This is a genomic window from Streptomyces argenteolus (assembly GCF_042902585.1).
Lineage (GTDB): Bacteria > Actinomycetota > Actinomycetes > Streptomycetales > Streptomycetaceae > Streptomyces > Streptomyces argenteolus.
In genome coordinates, this window is the sequence record NZ_JBIBEG010000010.1 from 241,550 (window position 1) to 261,580 (window position 20,031).

The following is a 20,031-nucleotide window of genomic DNA, read 5'->3' on the forward strand; positions in this document are numbered from 1 at the left end:
CGCAGGGTTCCCCGCGAGGTGGACCCCTGCGCTCAACATGACACGTTCATGGCAGACGCCCCCCCGGGGCGGAGTTCCTCCCCCTCCGGGGCAGTGCTCCTCCGCCCTCCGGCACGTGGCGCGACCTGCCTCGCGCGGCATCCCCGCCTACGTCCCTTCACCCGTCCCCGGTCCTCAGGAGCCCTTTCCATGCGACCCGTACGTCCGCTGCTGGCCGCCACCGGCCTCCTCGCGGCACTCACCCTCACGGCCACGGCCTGCGGCCCGGACGGCGACGGTGCTGCCGCGCGGCCCGCCGCCGGTTCTTCCGCCCCGTCGCGCGCCGGCTCCGGAGGTTCCGCGGAGATGCCGGCGGATCTGGCCGACGCCCTGGAGAAGCACGGTGTCGACCCGGACCGGTGGAGGAAGGGCGAGTGGAAGAACTGGGACCAGGACACCTGGCTGCGGGGGGCCAAGGACTTCGTCAACCCGGTCATCGAGGGGCTGTGGAAGCCCGGGCGGATGTCCTCCGCCGAGGACCCCGCGCGGACCATGTCCGCCGGTGACCTGGCCGGTCAGGGGGTCAGCGACCCGGAGCCCGCCCCTGTCCGGGCGCGGCCCGAGAAGCTGCCGTACCACGAGCACGCGGCCCCGGTCGGCAAGGTCTTCTTCGACTCGCCCGAGGGCTCCATGGTGTGCTCGGGGACCGTGGTCCAGGACCCCGAGAACCCCGGCAGGTCCAACCTCGTCTGGACCGCCGGGCACTGTGTGCACGCGGGTGCGGAGGGCGGCTGGTACCGCAACATCGTCTTCGTCCCGTCCTACAACGACCAGGGCCGGTCCGCCGCCGAGATGGCGAAGGCACAGCCCCGGGAGATCGCGCCGTACGGCACCTACTGGGCGGACTGGGCGGCGACCTCCGGGGAGTGGCTGTCGGGCGGTGGTGCCACGGGCGGCGCGGGCGCGCCCTACGACTACGCGGTGCTGCACGTGAAGCCGGAGAGCGGCACCAAGTCGCTCGAGGAGACCGTGGGCAACGCCCTGGCCGTCGACTTCGACGCACCCGAGATCACACGCATCGCCGGCATGGGCGCCTGGGGCTACCCGGCGGGCGCACCCTACGACGGGCTGCTCATGCACACCTGCGCGGACCGGCCGGGCCGGCTGTCACTCGGCCCGGCCACCCCGACGATGTACCGCATCGGCTGCACCATGACCGGCGGTTCCTCGGGAGGGGGCTGGTTCGTCGAGGGCGAGGGCGGCAAGGCGGTGCTGGTCTCCAACACGTCCATCGGCCCGGTCACCGCGGGCTGGCTGGCCGGGCCCAGGCTCGGCAGGGACGCGCAGGCCGTCTTCACGACGATGAGCGAGAAGTTCGCGGACCGCTAGCCGCCCATACGGAAGGCCGGGCCCCCGTGAGAGGGCCCGGCCTTCCGCGTGGTGCGGGGTACGACGTCAGTGCGCCACCGGCACGAACATCGCGAGGTCCGCCGCCAGTTCCTCGTGGACCCGTGCCTTGAGCAGCGTGCCCTCCGCGGTGTGCTCCTCGGAGATGACCTCGCCCTCGGCGTGCACCCGGGAGACGAGCGCGCCCTGGGTGTAGGGAACGAGTGCCTCGAGCTCGACGGACGGCCGCGGCAGCTCGGCGTCGATGAGGGCGAGCAGTTCGTCGATCCCGGCACCGGTACGCGCCGACACGGCGATGGCGTACTTCTCCGTGCGCAGCAGGCGCTGGAGCACCAGCGGGTCCGCCGCGTCCGCCTTGTTGATCACGACGACCTCGCGGACGTCCACGGCGCCCACCTCGCGGATCACCTGCCGCACGGCGGCGAGCTGCTCCTCGGGCACCGGGTGCGAGCCGTCCACCACGTGCAGGATCAGGTCGGATTCGCCGACCTCCTCCATGGTGGAGCGGAAGGCCTCGACCAGGTGGTGCGGGAGGTGGCGGACGAAGCCGACGGTGTCGGCCAGGGTGTAGATCCGGCCGCTCGGCGTCTCGGCCCGGCGCACGGTCGGGTCCAGGGTGGCGAACAGGGCGTTCTCCACGAGGACCCCGGCTCCGGTGAGCCGGTTGAGCAGCGAGGACTTGCCCGCGTTGGTGTATCCGGCGATCGCGACCGAGGGCACCCTGTTGCGCTTGCGCTCCTGGCGCTTGATCTCGCGGCCGGTCTTCATCTCCGCGATCTCCCGGCGCATCTTCGCCATCTTCTCGCGGATCCGCCGCCGGTCCGTCTCGATCTTGGTCTCACCGGGACCACGCGTCGCCATGCCGCCACCGCCGCTGGAACCGCCGCCGCCCATCTGACGGGAGAGCGACTGACCCCAGCCGCGCAGCCGCGGCAGCATGTACTGCATCTGTGCCAGCGAGACCTGCGCCTTGCCCTCGCGGGACTTGGCGTGCTGGGCGAAGATGTCGAGGATCAGGGCGGTCCTGTCGACCACCTTGACCTTGACGACGTCCTCCAGGTGGATGAGCTGGCCGGGACTGAGCTCACCGTCACAGACGACGGTGTCGGCCCCGGACTCGAGAACGATGTCGCGCAGCTCCAGCGCCTTGCCGGAACCGATGTAGGTGGCCGGGTCGGGCTTGTCGCGACGCTGGAACACCGCGTCGAGCACCTGGGCACCGGCCGTCTCGGCGAGCGCCGCGAGCTCCGCCAGGGAGATCTCCGCGTCGTGGACCGTCCCGGACGTCCAGACACCGACGAGCACCACGCGCTCCAGGCGCAGCTGTCGGTACTCGACCTCGGTGACGTCCTCGAGCTCGGTGGAGAGTCCTGCCACGCGGCGAAGCGCCGCGCGCTCGGAGCGGTCGAACTGGTCGCCGTCCCGCTCTCCGTCGATCTCGTGGCTCCAGGCGACGTCCTCTTCCATCAGGGCGTCGGCCCGAAGGCTCTCGGTGAGGCTCTCGGATACGGGTTCCGTGGCGCTCTGCGCGTCCTGCGCGTCCTGGGGAAGGGAGGAAGAGGAGGTCATTGGATCCTTACGTCGATAGAAGTCCGTTACGTCAGTCACAACGCGTGATCCCGCCGGATGATTCCCCTGGGTGGGGGCCACCGGCCGGCCGCCGTGCCGACGCGTCGATAGTGGCATGTCCTCGCCCGCCCCGTCACTCCGGTTTCGGTGCGCGGGCCGGGCTCTGCGGGGCCTTCGAGGTACGGGTGGCGCCGCTGCGCCACTCCGGGTGCCCCGGCATCGGCGGAGTCTTCGTCCCGTAGAGCCAGCCGTCGAAGAAGGCCGTCAGGTCCCGCCCCGCGATCCTGGACGCCAGGGCCGTGAACTGCCGGGTCGTCGCCGAGCTGTCCCGGTGGACGCGCACCCAGGTCCGCTCCAGGCGGTCGAAGGCGGCCTGCCCGATCTCCTGGCGCAGGGCGTACAGGACGAGCGCGCTGCCGTCGTACACGACCGGCCTGAAGAGGCTGATCTTGTGGTCGGGGGACGGCACCTGGGGGCGGGCCGGCGGGCCCCCTGCCGCCCGCCAGGCGTCTGAGCGCGCGTACGCCTCCCTCATGCGCCGCTCCATGGGCTTGCCGGCGTGCTGCTCGGCGTGGAGCGCCTCGTACCAGGTGGCGTGCCCCTCGTTGAGCCACAGGTCGGACCAGGACCGCGGCGAGACGCTGTTGCCGAACCACTGGTGGGCGAGTTCGTGCACCATGACCGAGTCGACGTACCACTCGGGGTAGCCGGTCCCGGTGAACAGGGAGCGTTCGAAGAGCGAGAGGGTCTGGGTCTCCAGCTCGAAGCCCGTCTCGGTGTCCGCGACCAGCAGTCCGTAGGTCTCGAAGGGGTACGGTCCGACCTGCTTCTCCATCCACGCGATCTGCCCGGGGGTCTTCCGCAGCCAGGGTTCGAGCTTCGCCCGGTCGGCCGCGGGCACCACGTCGCGCACGGGCAGGCCGCCGGGGCCGGTGCGCCGCAGGACGGCGGAGCGGCCGATGGACACCTGGGCCAGCTCGGTCGCCATGGGGTGCCGGGTGCGGTAGGTCCAGGTCGTCGTGCCGGCCCGGGCGCGCTTGCCCGCGAGGAGGCCGCCCGCCACGACCGTGAGGTCGTCCGGGGCGGACACCCGGAAGGTGAAGTACGCCTTGTCGGCGGGGTGGTCGTTGCCCGGGAAGACCCGGTGCGCGGCGTCGGCCTGGTTGGCCATGGCGAGCCCGTCCGCGGTCCTGACCCACCCCCCGTTGGCCTCGTCCCCCGAGGGGTCGCTCGTGTGCCGGACGGTGATGCGCACGGGGGCGCCTGCCGGGAGCCGGACGGGGGCGTCCACGACGAGGTCCTCCCCCGCCGAGGCGAAGTCCGACGCGAGTCCGTCGACCTCGACGGAACGGACGGTGCCCCGGGCGAAGTCGAGGTTGATGCGTTCCAGGGGTGCGGTGGTCCGCGCGTCGATGGTGGTGACCGCGTCGAGCGGCTCGGCGTTGGTGCCCGTGTAGGTGAGTGAGACGTCGTAGGCGAGCACGTCGTAACCGGGGTTGCCGAGGTGGGGGAAGAGACGGTCGCCGATGCCGAGCGGTTCGGGTGCGGGCAGGGTGGCGGCGACGAGGGTGACCGACGCGGTGGCCAGCAGAGCGGCGCGCAGTCGGCGGGAGGTGAACGGCATGGACTACGGCTACCAGCGCACGCCGTGCGCGCGGGCGGCGGCGCGCGCCGCACCACTCGAACGGGGTGCCGGAGGACCGGCAGGAGGCGGCGGAGGGCTTCAGCCCGTGGCGGCGGGCTGCTGCGCCCGGCTGACGTCGTAGACACCCGGCACGTCACGCATGGCCCGCATGAGCCCGGGCAGTCCTGCGGCGTCCGGCAGTTGCAGCGTGTAGGTGTGCCGGACACGCTGCTCGCTGGGCGGTTCGACGGTCGCGGCGACGATGGCGGCCTCTGCGGTCGCGATGGCCTCGGTGAGGTCGGCGAGCAGGCGGGGGCGCCCGAAGGACTCGGCGACCAGGGTGACCCGGTAGTCGGCGGCGCCGCTCCACTCCCCCTGGTCGTTCCAGCGGGCCCCCACGGCGGCCCGGCCGAGCGTGCGCATGCGTCCCACCGCCGGGCACTCCTCGCGGTGCACGGTGACGGCACCGCCGCGGACCGTGAAGCCGATGATGGCGTCGGGCGGCACCGGGGTGCAGCAGCCGGCGAGCCGCACCTGTGCGCCCGGAGTGTCCACGGCCACGCTGGGGGCCCGCCCGCCGGCCCTGCCCCGCCCGTTCGCCGCCTCGTCGGCCGGCTGGGTCTGCGGCCTCGGGGTGTCGGGCCGGCTTCCGTGGGGCCCTTGTGCGGCCTCCGGATGGGTGTCGAGCCAGGCGGTGATCGCGATCCGGGCGGCGGGGGTACGGGCGTGGTCGAGCCACTCCGGGGAGGGTCCGGACGAGCCGTCCTGGGCGAGGAGCAGCTGCACGGTGTCGCCGTCGTTCAGCACGGTGCTGAGCGTGGCCAGCCGGCCGTTGACGCGGGCGCCGATGCAGCCGTGCGCCTCCTCGCCGTACTGCGCGTAGGCGGCGTCCACGCAGCTGGCGCCCGCGGGCAGCCCGAGTGTCCCGCCGTCGGTCCGGAAGACGGTGATCTCCCGGTCCTGTGCGAGGTCGGCGCGCAGCGTGGTCCAGAAGGTGTCGGAGTCGGTGGCGGACTCCTGCCAGTCCAGGAGCCGGGAGAGCCAGCCGGGCCTGGTCGGGTCGGCCCGCTCGCCGTCGGCGGGTTCGGTCTGGTGCGCGGCGGTGCTGCCGTCCTGCGTGTAGGGATTGCCGAGGGCGACGACACCGGCCTCGGCGACCTTGTGCATCCGGTGCGTACGGATGAGGACTTCGGCCACCGCGCCCTCGGGGCCGACGACGGCGGTGTGCAGCGACTGGTAGAGGTTGAACTTGGGGGCGGCGATGAAGTCCTTGAACTCGGAGATCACCGGGGTGAAACAGGTGTGCAGTTCACCCAGGACCGCGTAGCAGTCGGCGTCGTCGCCGACGAGGACCAGGAGCCGGCCGAAGTCGGTTCCGCGCATCTCGCCGCGTTTGGCCCGCACCCGGTGGACCGAGACGACGTGCCGCGGTCTGATGAGTACTTCGGCACTGATGCCGGCTTCCCGGAGGGTCGTCCTGACGCTGTCGGCGATGTCCGTGAGCGGATCCTGTGCGTCGGCCCACGCGGCGATCAGGGCCTGGGTGCGCTCGTACTCGCGCGGCTGGAGGATCGCGAAGACGAGGTCCTCCAGCTCGGTCTTGAGCGCCTGCACCCCGAGGCGCTCGGCGAGCGGGATGAGTACCTCGTGCGTGACCTTGGCGATCCTGGCCTGTTTCTCGGGCCGCATGACTCCGAGCGTGCGCATGTTGTGCAGCCGGTCCGCCAGCTTGATGGACATCACCCGCACGTCGTTGCCGGTCGCGACGAGCATCTTGCGGAAGGTCTCCGGCTCGGCGGCGGCCCCGTAGTCGACCTTCTCGAGCTTGGTGACGCCGTCGACCAGATAACAGACCTCGTCGCCGAACTCCTCCCTCACCTGATCCAGCGTCACATCCGTGTCCTCGACCGTGTCGTGGAGGAGGGAGGCGGTCAGGGTGGTCGTCTCCGCGCCGAGTTCGGCGAGGATCAGGGTCACCGCCAGCGGATGGGTGATGTAGGGCTCGCCGCTCTTGCGCATCTGGCCGCGGTGGGAGGATTCGGCCAGGACGTAGGCCCTGCGCAGGATGGTCAGGTCGGCGTCCGGATGATGTGCCCGGTGGGCCTCCGCGACGTGCCCGATGGCATCGGGCAGCCGGTCACGGGAGACCGGCCCGAGCAGGGCGACACGGCCCAGCCTGCGCAGATCGATCCGTGGACGACCGCGCTTGCGAAGGGGAGCACCTGGATTGGTGGCCTCTGCGCTCATGGGGCACCTCCGGCAACGTCGACCGGCGGTGGAGAGGTGCGGATACACCCCCGGGCCGGTGCTTGATGCTATCGACCCCACCACGTGGCGCAGTCCCGCTCTCGCCCAGCGTGAAACGGATCACCCATTCGAGCGAAGCTCTAACCGATCACCGTTTCGAGCCAGGCGGGGTCGATCACGCCTTCGGCGACGATCACCGCGGGCCCGGTCATGTCGATCCCGCCGTCCGGATACTCGGTGATCACCAGGGTGCCGCCGGGGAGATCCACGGTGTACGTCGCGGGGGCTCCGGTCAGCGCCGGGTCCACGCCGTCCCTGCGTGCGGCGGCGACGGCCACGGCGCAGGCGCCCGTACCGCAGGAGCGGGTCTCGCCCGAGCCGCGCTCGTGGACCCGCATCGCCACGTGCCGCGGGCCCCGGTCCGCGACGAACTCGATGTTGACGCCGTCGGGGTACACGGACGGCGGGCTGAACGGCGGTACGGAGAGGAGGTCTCCGGCGTGGTCCAGGTCCTCGACGAACGCGACCGCGTGCGGATTGCCCATGTTCACGTTGCGGGCGTCCCAGCTGCGGCCGTCGACCGAGACCGTCACACCGTCCTCGGGCAGCTCGGCCCGCCCCATGGAGACCGTGATGTCGCCGTCCTTCGCGAGGTGGACCCGCTTGACGCCGCCCCGGGTGGCGACGGCCAGATCGCCTTCGGCGACGAATCCGGTGCGCTGCAGGTAGCGCGCGAAGACGCGCACACCGTTGCCGCACATCTCGGCGACGGAGCCGTCCGCGTTGCGGTAGTCCATGAACCACTCGGCCTCGTCGGCCATGTCCCGCGCCTCGGGGTGCGCGGCGGACCGCACGACGTGCAGCAGACCGTCGCCGCCGATGCCCGCGCGGCGGTCACAGAGCCGGGCGACGACGGGAACCGGCAGGTCGAGGGCGTTGTCCGGGTCGGGAACGATCACGAAGTCGTTCTCGGTGCCATGGCCCTTGAGGAAGGCGATCTGCGAAGTGCTCACGAGGCAACTGTACGAGGCTGTGCCGGTGGTCCGCGGGTCCGGGCCCGCGCCGGCGCCTCAGCGCAGGCGCGCCACGCGCCAGACGGCCAGGGCGACGAGGACCGCGCAGAGGATCACGTACAGCGTGATCACGCGCCAGTCGGGGCGCCCGCCGCTCTCCTTGTCCGCGAAACCGGGCCAGGTGTGGCCCACGCGGCGTGCCGCCATCATGCCCCAGCCGGCGGCACAGGAGCTGATCAGGAGTCCCAGCATCGCCACGACGGCACCGCCGTCGCCGAACTCGAACGCGAGCGGGAAGGCGAACATCAGGGAGCCGACCGCCGCCAGCACCACGATCGGCGCGAGCTGCCAGATGCGCATGCGACGGGCGGGGCGGAGCTCGACCTCGACCTCGGGGGCCACGTCGTGCTCGTCGGGCCCGTCAGGGCTCAGACGTCCGGGCTCGTGCCGGACATCCGCTGCGTCTCGGTCTGTGTCGCGAGGGCCGGCCTCCATCGCCACGCGCCCTCCCACTCGGACTCCACTGTCGATCGATGCTCGATGATGGCACGGCCCCGGCCGCCGAAATGCCGGGCGGAGCTTCCCGATGCCATCACGTGATCAGGCTGTTATAGCCCCGCTTGAGGGTTTATGCAGGTCAGACGCCTGCTGCTGGTCGGCGAGTCAGCAGGTGGTCAGCAATAGCCCCAGGTCAGCGCCGGATTGACCGGTCGCGGCCAACCGGAAAAGACACCGTGTCGAACAAGCTTGCGCGGGGTGTGAGGAACTTCTTCAAGCCTGCGAGTGCGGTAGGCCGTCTGGGTCGTGGAACGCGCGGGCCGGGCGCCGGTGGTTCATGAGTCACCCCGAGGTCAGCTCGACGGTCCAGCGGCGGGGCAGAACGGCAAAGCCCCTGGTGGCGGGGCTCGGCGGGCGAAGCACAGGTCGACGCCGAGGGTGGCGGCGTGCTCGACGAGGTGCTGGCGACAGCCGCCGTCGACCCAGGTCGTACGGAAGGTGGGTACTCGGGAGCGATCCGTTCGACGAGAGCCCGGCCGGCGGTCAGGTCCTGCACGTCGGCCGAGGTGACCGGCACGCCGAGGAGGAGTCCGACGGTGGCATGACGATGCTTCTCCTCCGGCGGCCCCGCGCATCCTTGTCGATCCACCGCCACACCCCTGTGATGTGAAGCGCAGTCAGATCGCGCTGCCGGTACCAGGACCCCAACCCGTCCCGAGCCCTGCGTAACTGACTACTCATCAGCACTGTCGGCACGCGCCGGCATCCATCCACACGTGCTGTTCCGACGTGCCGGAGCCTGAGGAAGCCCCGCCACCCCGGGTCGACGTGACCTGCGCCGATGCAGCACTCAGGGTCTCCGCTCCACGTCGTTCCCCTGCCGTGCGATCAGGCTGTGACCGCTCGTTCGACCAACGCCAGCGCCCGGTGCGAGAGTTCCGCGCGCTGTTCCTCGGCGCCACTCAGCCACTGGACGCGCGGGTCGCGCCGGAACCACGAGTCCTGACGGCGCGCGAAGCGTTTGGTGGCGCGTACGGTCTCGGCGCGCGCCTCGTCCTGCGTGCACTCCCCCGCGAGCGCCGCCAGGACCTGCTGGTAGCCGAGCGCGCGGGACGCGGTGCGGCCCTCGCGCAGCCCTTCGGCCTCCAGCGTCCGCACCTCGTCGACGAGTCCGGCGTCCCACATCCGGTCCACCCGGGTGCTGATCCGCTCGTCGAGCTCGGGCCGTCCGACGTCGACCCCGATCTGGACGGCGTCGTAGACGGGCTCCTCGCCCGGCAGGTTGGCCGTGAAGGGCTTGCCGGTGATCTCGATGACCTCCAGGGCCCGGACGATCCGGCGCCCGTTGCTGGGGAGGATCGCACGGGCGGCCTCGGGATCCGCTGCCGCGAGCCGGGCGTGCAACGCACCGGAGCCGTGCTCCGCCAGCTCCTGTTCGAGCTTGGCGCGCACCCCGGGATCGGTGCCGGGGAACTCCAGGGCGTCGATGGCGCCCTTCACGTAGAGGCCGGAGCCGCCCACCAGGACGGGTGTCCGCCCCTCCGCCAGGAGGCGGTCGATCTCGGCGCGGGCGAGCCTCTGGTACTCGGCGACGCTCGCCGCCTCGGTCACGTCCCAGATGTCCAGCAGGTGGTGCGGGACGCCGTCGCGTTCGGGAAGAGTCAGCTTCGCCGTGCCGATGTCCATGCCGCGGTAGAGCTGCATGGAGTCGGCGTTGACCACTTCACCACCGAGCTGCTGGGCGAGGAAAACCCCCAGATCGGACTTTCCGGCCGCGGTGGGACCGACTACGGCGATGACGCGGGGGGTGGGAGCTGGTCTTCTCACCCGGACAGTCTCCCAAACTTCGGGGCCCGCCCCGACCGGATCGCCCACTCCGCCCGCCTGCGCGGACACGGCGCGTCACGCGTGTTTGCCCTGTGGCGAGTAAAATGTGACGACAGTCCCCCCAGCACGGAAGGTGACCCATGGGTTTCCTGGACAACCTGAAGGCCAAGCTGGCCCCGGCCAAGGAGAAGGTCGGCGACCTCGCGCAGCAGCACGGGGGCAAGATCGACCAGGGCCTCGACAGGGCCGCACGCACGGTCGACCAAAAGACCAAGGGAAAGTACAGCGACAAGATCGTGTCCGGCACGCAGAAGGCCAAGGACGCGGTCGACCGCCTGGGACACAAGAACGAGGGCGGCACGCCACCGCCGCCGCCCGCGACCTGACGCGGGTACCGGCCGAGTCGAGGGCCGTGGAGCGGTCACCGCTCCACGGCCCTCGTCCGTGCCGGCACGGGATCGTCCCCGTTCCGTGAAGGATCAGGCAGGGTCCAGGCCCGGCTCCGCCGCAGCGCCCTCCGGCCCGGCGGTGTGGGGCGGGCTCCTGCGGCTCGGGCCCGGTGTCGGATCACGCGCCCGGCCTTGGGGGGCTCAGGACCAGGTGGCGACGAAGTACCCCACACCGTACGGGGCGTCCTCGTACAGCAGCTTCCCGCGGAGGCCGGCCCCCTCTGCCGCGCCCGCCAGCACCTGCCAGGGGGCCCGTCCCGACGCCTTCAGTTCGTAAGCGAGCGACTCGTCCAGCGCACTCAGCGCGGTCAGGTCGGCGCTGCCCAGCGCACGGGCCGCCGCCGCGTCGAAGTCCACCGCCCGCTCGTCGAGGTATCCGGGCGCCTTGACCGTGCGGCAGGCGCTGCCGTCGCCCATGACGAGCAGGGCCACCCGTTCCTGCCCGGCCGCCAGGTCCGCTCCGGCCGCCAGGCAGCGGTCGGTGGCCAGCGCCTCACCCACCCCGAGCCCTTCGACGGGCGCGGCGGTCCACCGGGCGTGCTCCAGGAGCCAGGCCCCGACGGCCAGGGACGCCGGGAGCGGGCGCTTCGGTGCGGGGGCCCCGGCGGGCGCCTCCCCCAGCCGTACGGTGCGGCCGACGCCGAATCCGGCGAAGGAACCGGCCGAACCGGGAGGGAACGGGCCGCGTCCGTCCGGCTCGGCGGGCCCGGCCACGATCAGCCGATCCGGTTCCGCGGCGGCGAGCACGTCCAGGGCCTCGAGGCACGCGGCCCTCGCGGCGTCGAGCTCGGGCCCGGCGCCCGCGGCGACCTCCGGGACCAGGAGCGGCGGGCAGGGGCAGACGGCGGCGGCGGCAAGCATGCCGGTCAGCGTACTCAGTCGCAGCCGCACCCCGGGCCTGTGGCGGCGGCGAGCGGAGCGGGGGCGCCGATGCCGGGCAGACCGAGCATGACTCCGGTGGGCCGGGCCGTGGCAGCCGCGTTGCGCTTCTCCCAGGCGTCCCCGGACCGCGTGCGCCGGACCCCCACGGGCGTGCCCTCGGCCAGCAGGTGGTGCGGGGCGGCGTAGGTGATCTCGACGGTCACCACGTCGCCGGGGCGCACGTCCTCGGACGGCTTGGTGAAGTGGACGAGCCGGTTGTCGGGGGCACGCCCGGACAGCCGGTGGGTCGCGCCGTCCTTGCGGCCTTCGCCCTCGGCGACCATGACGTCCAGGACACGGCCGACCTGCTTCTTGTTCTCCTCCCAGGAGATCTCCTCCTGGAGGGCGGACAGGCGCATGTAGCGCTCCTGGACGACCTCCTTGGGGATCTGCCCCTCCATGTCGGCCGCGGGGGTCCCGGGGCGCTTGGAGTACTGGAAGGTGAAGGCGTTCGCGAAGCGGGCCTCGCGCACCGCGTGCATGGTCTGCTCGAAGTCCTCCTCGGTCTCGCCGGGGAAGCCCACGATGATGTCGGTGGAGATGGCGGCGTCGGGCATCGCGGCGCGCACCTTGTCGATGATCCCCAGGAAGCGTTCCTGGCGGTACGAGCGGCGCATGGCCTTGAGGATCGTGTCCGAACCGGACTGCATGGGCATGTGGAGCTGGGGCATGACGTTCGGCGTCTCGGCCATGGCGGCGATCACGTCGTCGGTGAAGTCACGCGGGTGGGGCGAGGTGAAGCGGACCCGCTCCAGGCCCTCGATGGTGCCGCAGGCCCGCAGCAGCTTGGAGAAGGCCTCGCGGTCACCGATGTCGGAGCCGTAGGCGTTGACGTTCTGGCCGAGCAGCGTGATCTCGCTGACGCCCTCGGCGACGAGCGCCTCGATCTCGGCGAGGATGTCGCCGGTGCGGCGGTCCTTCTCCTTGCCGCGCAGGGCCGGGACGATGCAGAAGGTACAGGTGTTGTTGCAGCCCACGGAGATCGAGACCCAGGCGGCGTAGGCGGACTCGCGGCGGGTGGGCAGCGTGGAGGGGAACGCCTCCAGGGACTCGGCGATCTCGACCTGCGCCTCCTCCTGGACCCGGGCGCGCTCCAGGAGCACCGGCAGCTTGCCGATGTTGTGCGTCCCGAAGACGACGTCCACCCAGGGGGCGCGCTCGACGATCGTGTCGCGGTCCTTCTGGGCCAGGCAGCCGCCGACGGCGATCTGCATCCCGGGGCGCTTCGTCTTCATCGGGGCGAGGCGGCCGAGGTTGCCGTACAGCTTGTTGTCGGCGTTCTCACGCACCGCGCACGTGTTGAAGACGACCACGTCGGCGTCGCCGTCGGAGCCCTCGGGAGCGCGCACGTAACCGGCGCCCTCCAGCAGCCCCGACAAGCGTTCGGAGTCGTGGACGTTCATCTGGCACCCGTAAGTGCGTACCTCGTAGCTCTTCTGGACGTCCACTGCTTCGCTCCGGTTGCCGCTGGTCATGGAACAAGGGTAGGCGGTGACGGCGCCGCTCCCGCCGCCGGAGCCCGCGCCCAGGATCCGGCCTGGCCAGGAGGGGGCACGGACTGGCAGGATCGCGCCATGCTGCACGCACTGTCCCGGTTCGGCCGGCGACGCACCCTTCGGGGAGGCGCCGCCTTCGCGGTCGTGCTCGGACTGCTGCTGTGGTGGGTGCTCCCGATCGGCGACGCCGAGCCGAGCGGCTCCCTCACGTTCTCCACGGGCGTGCACAGCGGGGTCTACCAGCGCTACGGGCAGCGGCTGGAGCGTGCGCTCGCCAAGGACATGCCCAAGGTGTCGATACGGCTGCAGAACAGCGAGGGCTCCCAGCAGAACGTCGAGCGGGTCGCGACGGGTAAGGCCGACTTCACGATCGCCACGGCCGACGCCGTCGCCACGTACCTGCAGAGCGGGAAGCCGGGCGCCGAGCGGCTGCGGGGCTGCGTCCGGCTGTACGACGACTACGTCCAGCTGATCGTGCCCAGGGACTCGGACGTGCGCGGGATCGCCGATCTGCGGGGCAAGCGGGTGGGCGTCGGGCAGAAGGGCTCCGGGGTCCTGCTCGTCGCGGACCGGCTGATGAAGGCCGCGGGGCTCGCCCCGACGGCGGACATCACCCCCGTCCACGCCGGGATCGACACGATGCCGCAGCGGCTGGCGGACGGCCGGCTGGACGCGTTCTTCTGGTCCGGGGGGCTGCCGACCGCCGCCGTCCAGAACCTGTCGGAGAAGTTCGCCATCCGGCTGGTCCCGCTGGCGGCCCCGGTGATCAGCGAGCTGCAGGCGGCCGGCGGATCCACCCGCTACTACCGCTCGGCCGTGATGCCGGCCGACGCCTACCACGACGCCCAGCAGGGGCAGGCCGTGCAGACGGTCGCCGTCTCCAACCTGCTGATCACCACGGACCGCACCGATCCGCTGACCACGGAGGCGTTCACCCGCACCGTGATAGACAGCCGCGACAGGATCGGGCGTGAGGTGCACTCGGCGCAGCTGGTGGATCTTCGGACGGCGATCTACACCGATCCGCTGCCGCTGCACGAGGGCGCCAAGCGCTACTACCGTTCGGCCAAGCCCTGAACGCTCACCGCCCGGCGCGGCTCACGCGTGCGGAGGGTTGCGCGGCACGGTGACCGTGACGCGCAGGCCGTGCGGTTCGTGCGTGGAGTAGCCGATCGATCCGCCGCCCGCGGCGAGCAGGGCGCGGGAGATGGAGAGCCCCAGCCCTGATCCCTTGACGTTCTGGTGCCGGCTGCTGCGCCAGAAGCGGTCACCGACGCGCTCCAGCTCCTGTTCGGTCAGTCCGGGGCCGCGGTCGGCGACGACGACCGTGGCGGTGGTGCCGTCGGTTCCCGCCGTGACGCGGACCTCCTCCCCTGCCGGAGTGAACTTCAGCGCGTTGTCGATGACGGCGTCCAGTGCGCTGGACAGGGCGATCGGATCGGCCCAGCCGGTCACCGCGGGCGTCCCGTCCAGCGTCATCCGTACGCCCTTCTCCTCGGCCAGCGGACGCCACGACGCGACGCGCTCACCGGCGAGCGCGCCGATGTCCGTGAGCTGGAGGTCCGCGGCGGCGTGCTCGGCGAGCGCCAGGTCCAGCAGGTCGTCGAGGACCTGGGCGAGGCGCTTGCCCTCCGTGCGGACGGAGGCGATCTCCTCGTTGCCCTCGGGGAGTTCGAGGGCGAGCAGCTCGATGCGCAGGAGCAGCGCGGCCAGCGGGTTGCGCAGCTGGTGCGAGGCGTCGGCGACGAAGGCGCGCTGCTGCTCCAGCACTTCCTCGACGTTGTCGGCCATCTCGTTGAAGGAGCGGGCGAGGCGGCGCAGTTCCGGGGGCCCGCCGGAGGCGACGACGCGGGACCTCATGCGCCCACTGGCGATGTCGTGGGTGGCCGCGTCCAGGATCCGTACGGGCAGGAGCACCCATCCCGTGAGACGGAAGGCGGCACCGACCGCGACCAGCAGCGCGAGGGCCTCTCCGAGACCGATGAGCAGCCACCCGCGGAGGATGCGGGACCGCATGTCCCCGGTGGGTGAGTCGGTCACCACGACGGCGACCACGTCTCCGTCGCGTACGACCGGGGAGGCGACGGCTATACGGTCGCTCTGCCAGGGCCAGACCTGCGGCGGATCGTGCGAGCGGCGGCCGAGCAGTGCCTCCTGGAAGGCCTCCCGCCCGTCCCCTTCGGCGGGCAGGGACCAGGTGGCGGGGGCCTTGGCGAGGGCCCGGTCGTCCCGGTAGAAGACGCCGGCGCGGATTCCGTACACCGAGTCGTAGGCCTCGAGTTCGGTCTGCAGGGTCCGCTGCCGGTCGTCGGTCCCTCCGACGGGCTCGGTGACGAACTGGGCCAGCGCGCCGAAGCGCGCCGTGTCGTCGATGCGGTCGATGACGACCCGCTGCTGTTCGGCGGCCGCCACCCGCACGGCCAGCGGGAAGCCGAGGGCCAGCAGTACGGCGGCCATCAGGACGAGGAGCAGGGGAAGCAGGCGGGTGCGCACCGGGTACGTACGTCCTTCAGGCCTGCGGCGGGACGAGCCGGTAGCCGACGCCCCGTACGGTCTCGATCAGCGCGGGCAGCCTGAGCTTGGAGCGCAGCGACGCCACGTGCACCTCCAGGGTGCGGCCCGTGCCCTCCCAGCTGGTCCGCCACACCTCGCTGATGATCTGCTCCCGGCGGAAGACCACACCGGGGCGCTGGGCGAGCAGCGCGAGCAGGTCGAACTCCTTGCGGGTGAGCTGGACCTCGTGCTCGCCGACGCTGACCCTGCGGGTGGGCAGCTCGATGCGGACGGGGCCGAGCACCAGCGCGGCGAGCGGGGTCTGACCGGTGTCCTCGCCGGACGTCCTGCGCCGGGCGACCGCGTGGATGCGGGCCAGGAGCTCGCCGGTGTCGTAGGGCTTCACGACGTAGTCGTCGGCGCCGAGGTTGAGGCCGTGGATCCGTGAGCGGACGTCGGACCGGGCGGTCACCATGATCACGGGGATCGCGGAGCGCTTGCGGATCTTCCCGCACACCTCGTAGCCGTCCTGGTCCGGCAGCCCCAGGTCGAGGAGCACGACGCCGAAGGGCTCACGCTCGGCCGGCAGCAGCGCCTGCAGGGCCTCCTCGCCGCTGCGGGCGTGGACGACCTGGAAGCCGTGCCGTGCGAGCACGGCGGACAGGGCCGCCGCGACGTGGTCGTCGTCCTCGACGAGCAGCAGTCTCATGGGTCCCCCTCTCCGCCTCGTTCTCGTAGGTCCTCACACAGTCGGGAACCGTGCGTGACCGTACACCGTGTTCAGCCCGGCGAATCTTCCCGTACGCCGACGATTCACGTCATCCCGCACCAGCATCCACGCCGATAACGGGTACGACAGTCAAGCCCCGCCCCGTTACCACCAGGTTTCCGTTACCCACCCGGTACCCCCTCCGAGCAGCCCGTGGCGTCCCGTTCACGCGGTGTGTCCGGTTGCGGCCGGATCGTTATGCTCAATTTCCGCTCAGATGTAATGACGCTGATCGCACTGCGTCACTAGGGTCCTTCCCTAACCGAGGAGGACGGAGCAAGAAGCCGATGAGCGGAGTTTCAGTGACCAAGGCCGCCGAGGATGCCGCACCCGCGGGTGACGACCTTGTCGTACTGAGCAACGTCAACAAGCACTTCGGCGCGCTGCATGTGCTCCAGGACATCGATCTGACCATCGCCCGTGGCGAGGTCGTCGTAGTCATCGGGCCCTCCGGGTCCGGGAAGTCCACGCTGTGCCGCACGATCAACCGCTTGGAGACGATCGACTCGGGCGCGATCTCGATCGACGGCAAGCCGCTTCCCCAGGAGGGCAAGGAGCTGGCCAGGCTGCGTGCCGATGTCGGCATGGTCTTCCAGTCGTTCAATCTCTTCGCGCACAAGACGGTGCTCGAGAACGTGATGCTGGGCCAGGTCAAGGTCCGCAGGACGGACAAGAAGCTGGCCGAGGAGAAGGCCAGGGCGCTGCTCGACCGTGTGGGCGTGGGGGTGCAGGCCGACAAGTACCCGGCGCAGCTCTCCGGCGGTCAGCAGCAGCGCGTGGCGATCGCCCGCGCGCTGGCCATGGACCCCAAGGTCATGCTCTTCGACGAGCCCACGTCGGCGCTCGACCCGGAGATGATCAATGAGGTCCTGGAGGTCATGCAGCAGCTGGCCCGGGAGGGGATGACGATGGTCGTCGTCACCCACGAGATGGGCTTCGCCCGCTCGGCGGCCAACCGGGTCGTCTTCATGGCCGACGGAAAGATCGTCGAAGAGGCCACACCCGACCAGTTCTTCAGCGCCCCGCGCAGCGACCGGGCGAAGGACTTCCTGTCGAAGATCCTTCACCACTGATCCCGCACGGCTGGGCTCAGGACCAGCTGATCACTCACATCGTTCCAACCCAGGGGAATCCCATCATGCAGCTTCGTAAGGTCACCGCCGCCTCGGCCGCCGTGCTCGCCCTCGCCCTCACCGCCACCGCCTGTGGTTCCGACGAGAAGGACGACGCCGCGGGGTCCGGTGGTGGCGAGAAGATCACCATCGGCATCAAGATCGACCAGCCCGGCCTCGGCCTGAAGACGCCGGACGGCAAGTTCACCGGCTTCGACGTGGACGTCGCGACGTACGTCGCCAAGGAGCTCGGCTACGACGCGAAGAACATCGAGTTCGTCGAGACCAAGAGCGCCGACCGCGAGACCGCGATCGACCGCGGTGACGTGAAGTTCATCGCCGCGACCTACTCGATCAACGACGAGCGTCTGCAGAAGGTCGACTTCGCGGGCCCGTACCTCCTCGCGCACCAGGACATCCTCGTCCGGGCCGACGACGACTCGATCAAGTCGCCCGAGGACCTGAACAGCAAGAAGCTCTGCTCCGTCACCGGCTCGACCTCGGCGAAGAACGTCAAGGACAAGCTCGCCCCGAAGGCGCAGCTCCAGGAGTACGGCGGCTACTCGGAGTGCCTCACCGGTCTGGAGAACAAGGCCGTCGACGCGCTCACCACGGACGACTCCATCCTCGCCGGTTACGCCGCGCAGGAGTCCGCGAAGGGCAAGTTCAAGCTGGCCGGCTTCAAGATGACCAACGAGAACTACGGCATCGGCCTGAAGAAGGGCGACGCCGACCTCAAGAAGAAGATCGACGCCGCGCTCACCAAGATGGTCTCGGACGGTTCGTGGGACAAGGCGGTCGAGACCAACTTCGGCCCCGCCAACTACAAGAACGAGCCCGCCCCGAAGATCGGCAACGTCGTCAAGTAAGACCACCCTGCCGGTGGTCCGAAGCTGGGCCGATGAGGTGCGCCGCCACGACGGCGGCGCACCGTGCCCTCCCCATACGCGGAAGCACGGGAGATCGTGTTCGACTTTCTTGAGCCCTACGACCTACTGGGGGCCTTCTGGGTGACGGTGAAGCTCACCGTCTACTCCGCCCTCGGATCCCTCATATGGGGAACGCTGCTGGCCGGCATGAGGGTCGGCCCGGTCCCCCTGATGCGCGGTTTCGGAACCGCCTACGTCAACATCGTCCGTAACATCCCCCTGACCGTCATCATCGTCTTCTCGTCGCTGGGGCTCTTCCAGACCCTCAACATCCAGCTCGGCGCCGAGGACTTCACGCTCATCAACTTCCGCCTGGCGGTGCTCTCCCTCGCGCTGTACACCGCGGCGTTCGTGTGCGAGGCGCTGCGCTCCGGCATCAACACGGTGCCCACGGGGCAGGCCGAGGCGGCTCGCGCACTCGGCCTGAGCTTCACCCAGGTGCTGTCGATGATCATTCTTCCGCAGGCCTTCCGTTCGGTCGTGAACCCGCTGGCCAACGTGCTCATCGCGCTGACGAAGAACACGACCGTTGCCGCGGCGATCGGTGTGGTCGAGGCCGCATCGCTGATGAAGACCATGATCGAGGCCGAGGCACAGCTGATCCTGATCTCCGCCGTCTTCGCGTTCGGATTCGTCTGCCTCACCCTCCCGACCGGCCTCCTCCTCGGCTGGGTGAGCAAGAAGGTGGCGGTGAAGCGATGACGACGTCCGTCCTCTTCGACGCACAGGGCCCCCGCGCCAAGCGGCGCAACATCCTGTACACGGTGGTCTTCCTCGTCGTCCTCGCCGCCGCGCTGTGGTGGCTGTACGACGGCCTGAACTCGAAGAACCAGCTGGACTGGGCCAAGTGGAAGCCGTTCCTCACGAGTTCCCTGCCGTACGAGACCTACCTCTGGCCGGGGCTCCTGAACACGCTCAAGGCCGCGTTCTTCGCTCTCGTGATCGCGCTGCCGCTCGGTGCGCTCTTCGGGATCGGCCGTCTCTCCGACCACCTGTCGGTGCGGACGCCCTCCGGCATCGTCGTGGAGTTCTTCCGGGCCATCCCGGTGCTGATCCTGATGATCGCCGCGAACGCCGTGTACGCGGAGTTCACCGACATCGCCACCGACGTCCGGCCGTTGTACGCCGTGGTCACCGGGCTCGTGCTCTACAACGCCTCGGTGCTGGCGGAGATCGTGCGAGCCGGGATCCTCTCGCTCCCGAACGGGCAGACGGACGCCGCCAAGGCGATCGGCATGCGCAAGGGCCAGACCATGCGCTACGTACTGCTGCCCCAGGCGGTCACCGCCATGCTGCCCGCGATCGTGAGCCAGATCGTGGTGATCGTGAAGGACACCGCGCTCGGCGGCGCCGTCCTCACCTTCCCCGAGCTGCTCGCCTCCGTCCGCCCGATGAGCGCCAACTACGCGAACACCATCGCGAGCTTCACGGTCGTCGCGCTGATCTACGTCATCGTGAACTTCGCGCTGACCTCCTTCGCGAGCTGGCTGGAGGGCAGGCTGCGCCGGGCGAAGAAGGGCACGGGTGCCGTGGTCGGAGCCGCTCCCGCCGGCGGCCTGGAGACCATCGAGGCTCCCCCGGCCAAGTCCGGTGACGTGGACAAGGTCTGACGGGCGGTCCACACCGTCTCCACCCGGGGGGCGCGGCATCCACGCCGCGCCCCCCGCCACGTTCCCGGGTCACTTGACGCATGCACCG

General features: G+C 70.8%; 17 protein-coding genes and 1 pseudogene. 7 read left to right on the top strand and 11 right to left on the bottom strand.

Features of this window, described 5'->3' with window-relative positions:
* Positions 1–189: 189 nt before the first annotated feature.
* On the top strand, positions 190–1,368 hold the full coding sequence (locus tag ACFY8O_RS29675) for a trypsin-like serine peptidase (protein ID WP_387907722.1): 1,179 nt from the start codon (positions 190–192) through the stop codon (positions 1,366–1,368).
* Positions 1,369–1,434: 66 nt separating this feature from the next.
* On the opposite strand, the gene hflX is transcribed toward ACFY8O_RS29675, so the two are convergent.
* From hflX to miaA, 7 genes and pseudogenes are all read right to left on the bottom strand, one after another.
* Positions 1,435–2,955 carry a GTPase HflX gene (gene hflX, locus ACFY8O_RS29680; RefSeq protein WP_145808751.1) on the bottom strand — a complete coding sequence of 507 codons (1,521 nt, stop codon included), beginning with the start codon at positions 2,953–2,955 and terminating at the stop codon, positions 1,435–1,437.
* Positions 2,956–3,088: 133 nt separating this feature from the next.
* A complete protein-coding gene (locus ACFY8O_RS29685; RefSeq protein ID WP_387907724.1) occupies positions 3,089–4,579 on the bottom strand; it encodes a M1 family metallopeptidase in 1,491 nt (496 codons plus the stop codon).
* 99 nt (positions 4,580–4,678) lie between these two features.
* Positions 4,679–6,826 (bottom strand): RelA/SpoT family protein, encoded by a 2,148-nt coding sequence (locus ACFY8O_RS29690; RefSeq protein WP_387907727.1) that lies wholly within the window; start codon positions 6,824–6,826, stop codon positions 4,679–4,681.
* Between the two features lie 140 nt (positions 6,827–6,966).
* Positions 6,967–7,839 (bottom strand): diaminopimelate epimerase, encoded by an 873-nt coding sequence (dapF, locus tag ACFY8O_RS29695; RefSeq protein ID WP_387907729.1) that lies wholly within the window; start codon positions 7,837–7,839, stop codon positions 6,967–6,969.
* A 57-nt stretch (positions 7,840–7,896) separates the two neighbouring features.
* On the bottom strand, positions 7,897–8,334 hold the full coding sequence (locus ACFY8O_RS29700) for a hypothetical protein (RefSeq protein WP_387907818.1): 438 nt from the start codon (positions 8,332–8,334) through the stop codon (positions 7,897–7,899).
* Between the two features lie 348 nt (positions 8,335–8,682).
* Positions 8,683–8,958 (bottom strand): annotated as a pseudogene (locus tag ACFY8O_RS29705) (IS5 family transposase); the annotation flags it as partial.
* Positions 8,959–9,225: 267 nt separating this feature from the next.
* Positions 9,226–10,164 (bottom strand): tRNA (adenosine(37)-N6)-dimethylallyltransferase MiaA, encoded by a 939-nt coding sequence (gene miaA, locus ACFY8O_RS29710; protein ID WP_387907732.1) that lies wholly within the window; start codon positions 10,162–10,164, stop codon positions 9,226–9,228.
* 140 nt (positions 10,165–10,304) lie between these two features.
* Between miaA and ACFY8O_RS29715 the strand changes: the two genes are divergently transcribed.
* Positions 10,305–10,550, top strand: a complete 246-nt coding sequence (locus ACFY8O_RS29715) for an antitoxin (protein ID WP_145808762.1) — start codon at positions 10,305–10,307, stop codon at positions 10,548–10,550.
* A 204-nt stretch (positions 10,551–10,754) separates the two neighbouring features.
* Here ACFY8O_RS29715 and ACFY8O_RS29720 read toward each other — a convergent pair whose 3' ends face one another.
* Both ACFY8O_RS29720 and miaB read right to left on the bottom strand, forming a co-directional pair.
* Entirely contained in the window at positions 10,755–11,474 is a 720-nt protein-coding gene (locus ACFY8O_RS29720; RefSeq protein ID WP_387907735.1) for a class III extradiol dioxygenase subunit B-like domain-containing protein, read from the bottom strand.
* A 14-nt stretch (positions 11,475–11,488) separates the two neighbouring features.
* The gene (gene miaB / locus ACFY8O_RS29725; RefSeq protein WP_387907738.1) at positions 11,489–13,009 is read right to left on the bottom strand and encodes a tRNA (N6-isopentenyl adenosine(37)-C2)-methylthiotransferase MiaB; all 1,521 of its coding nucleotides are present in this window, start codon (positions 13,007–13,009) and stop codon (positions 11,489–11,491) included.
* A 99-nt stretch (positions 13,010–13,108) separates the two neighbouring features.
* Between miaB and ACFY8O_RS29730 the strand changes: the two genes are divergently transcribed.
* Complete coding sequence (locus ACFY8O_RS29730; protein WP_145808767.1) at positions 13,109–14,107, top strand: TAXI family TRAP transporter solute-binding subunit; 999 nt, start codon at positions 13,109–13,111, stop codon at positions 14,105–14,107.
* 21 nt (positions 14,108–14,128) lie between these two features.
* On the opposite strand, the gene ACFY8O_RS29735 is transcribed toward ACFY8O_RS29730, so the two are convergent.
* Complete coding sequence (locus ACFY8O_RS29735) at positions 14,129–15,523, bottom strand: sensor histidine kinase (RefSeq protein ID WP_387907742.1); 1,395 nt, start codon at positions 15,521–15,523, stop codon at positions 14,129–14,131.
* A 16-nt stretch (positions 15,524–15,539) separates the two neighbouring features.
* Complete coding sequence (locus ACFY8O_RS29740) at positions 15,540–16,232, bottom strand: response regulator transcription factor (protein ID WP_145808770.1); 693 nt, start codon at positions 16,230–16,232, stop codon at positions 15,540–15,542.
* A 347-nt stretch (positions 16,233–16,579) separates the two neighbouring features.
* Between ACFY8O_RS29740 and ACFY8O_RS29745 the strand changes: the two genes are divergently transcribed.
* The 4 genes from ACFY8O_RS29745 (at position 16,580) to ACFY8O_RS29760 (ending at position 19,943) form a co-directional block, all read left to right on the top strand.
* Positions 16,580–17,365: an amino acid ABC transporter ATP-binding protein gene (locus ACFY8O_RS29745; protein ID WP_145808772.1), complete on the top strand. Its 786-nt coding sequence runs from the start codon at positions 16,580–16,582 to the stop codon at positions 17,363–17,365.
* 65 nt (positions 17,366–17,430) lie between these two features.
* Complete coding sequence (locus tag ACFY8O_RS29750; protein ID WP_145808774.1) at positions 17,431–18,273, top strand: glutamate ABC transporter substrate-binding protein; 843 nt, start codon at positions 17,431–17,433, stop codon at positions 18,271–18,273.
* A gap of 96 nt (positions 18,274–18,369) precedes the next feature.
* Positions 18,370–19,035 carry an amino acid ABC transporter permease gene (locus ACFY8O_RS29755; RefSeq protein WP_145808776.1) on the top strand — a complete coding sequence of 222 codons (666 nt, stop codon included), beginning with the start codon at positions 18,370–18,372 and terminating at the stop codon, positions 19,033–19,035.
* Positions 19,032–19,943 (top strand): amino acid ABC transporter permease, encoded by a 912-nt coding sequence (locus ACFY8O_RS29760; RefSeq protein ID WP_145808778.1) that lies wholly within the window; start codon positions 19,032–19,034, stop codon positions 19,941–19,943. Before ACFY8O_RS29755 ends, ACFY8O_RS29760 begins: the two co-directional genes overlap by 4 nt.
* The last annotated feature ends 88 nt before the right edge of the window (positions 19,944–20,031 follow it).

Bases quoted from the DNA above. Each gene is read 5' to 3' on its own strand.
- ACFY8O_RS29745 (WP_145808772.1), top strand. From the start codon at position 16,580: ATGAGCGGAGTTTCAGTGACCAAGGCCGCCGAGGATGCCGCACCCGCG.
- hflX (WP_145808751.1), bottom strand. From the start codon at position 2,955: ATGACCTCCTCTTCCTCCCTTCCCCAGGACGCGCAGGACGCGCAGAGC.
- ACFY8O_RS29730 (WP_145808767.1), top strand. From the start codon at position 13,109: ATGCTGCACGCACTGTCCCGGTTCGGCCGGCGACGCACCCTTCGGGGA.
- ACFY8O_RS29740 (WP_145808770.1), bottom strand. From the start codon at position 16,232: ATGAGACTGCTGCTCGTCGAGGACGACGACCACGTCGCGGCGGCCCTG.
- ACFY8O_RS29690 (WP_387907727.1), bottom strand. From the start codon at position 6,826: ATGAGCGCAGAGGCCACCAATCCAGGTGCTCCCCTTCGCAAGCGCGGT.
- ACFY8O_RS29685 (WP_387907724.1), bottom strand. From the start codon at position 4,579: ATGCCGTTCACCTCCCGCCGACTGCGCGCCGCTCTGCTGGCCACCGCG.
- ACFY8O_RS29720 (WP_387907735.1), bottom strand. From the start codon at position 11,474: ATGCTTGCCGCCGCCGCCGTCTGCCCCTGCCCGCCGCTCCTGGTCCCG.
- miaB (WP_387907738.1), bottom strand. From the start codon at position 13,009: ATGACCAGCGGCAACCGGAGCGAAGCAGTGGACGTCCAGAAGAGCTAC.
- ACFY8O_RS29750 (WP_145808774.1), top strand. From the start codon at position 17,431: ATGCAGCTTCGTAAGGTCACCGCCGCCTCGGCCGCCGTGCTCGCCCTC.
- ACFY8O_RS29700 (WP_387907818.1), bottom strand. From the start codon at position 8,334: ATGGAGGCCGGCCCTCGCGACACAGACCGAGACGCAGCGGATGTCCGG.
- ACFY8O_RS29715 (WP_145808762.1), top strand. From the start codon at position 10,305: ATGGGTTTCCTGGACAACCTGAAGGCCAAGCTGGCCCCGGCCAAGGAG.
- ACFY8O_RS29760 (WP_145808778.1), top strand. From the start codon at position 19,032: ATGACGACGTCCGTCCTCTTCGACGCACAGGGCCCCCGCGCCAAGCGG.
- ACFY8O_RS29675 (WP_387907722.1), top strand. From the start codon at position 190: ATGCGACCCGTACGTCCGCTGCTGGCCGCCACCGGCCTCCTCGCGGCA.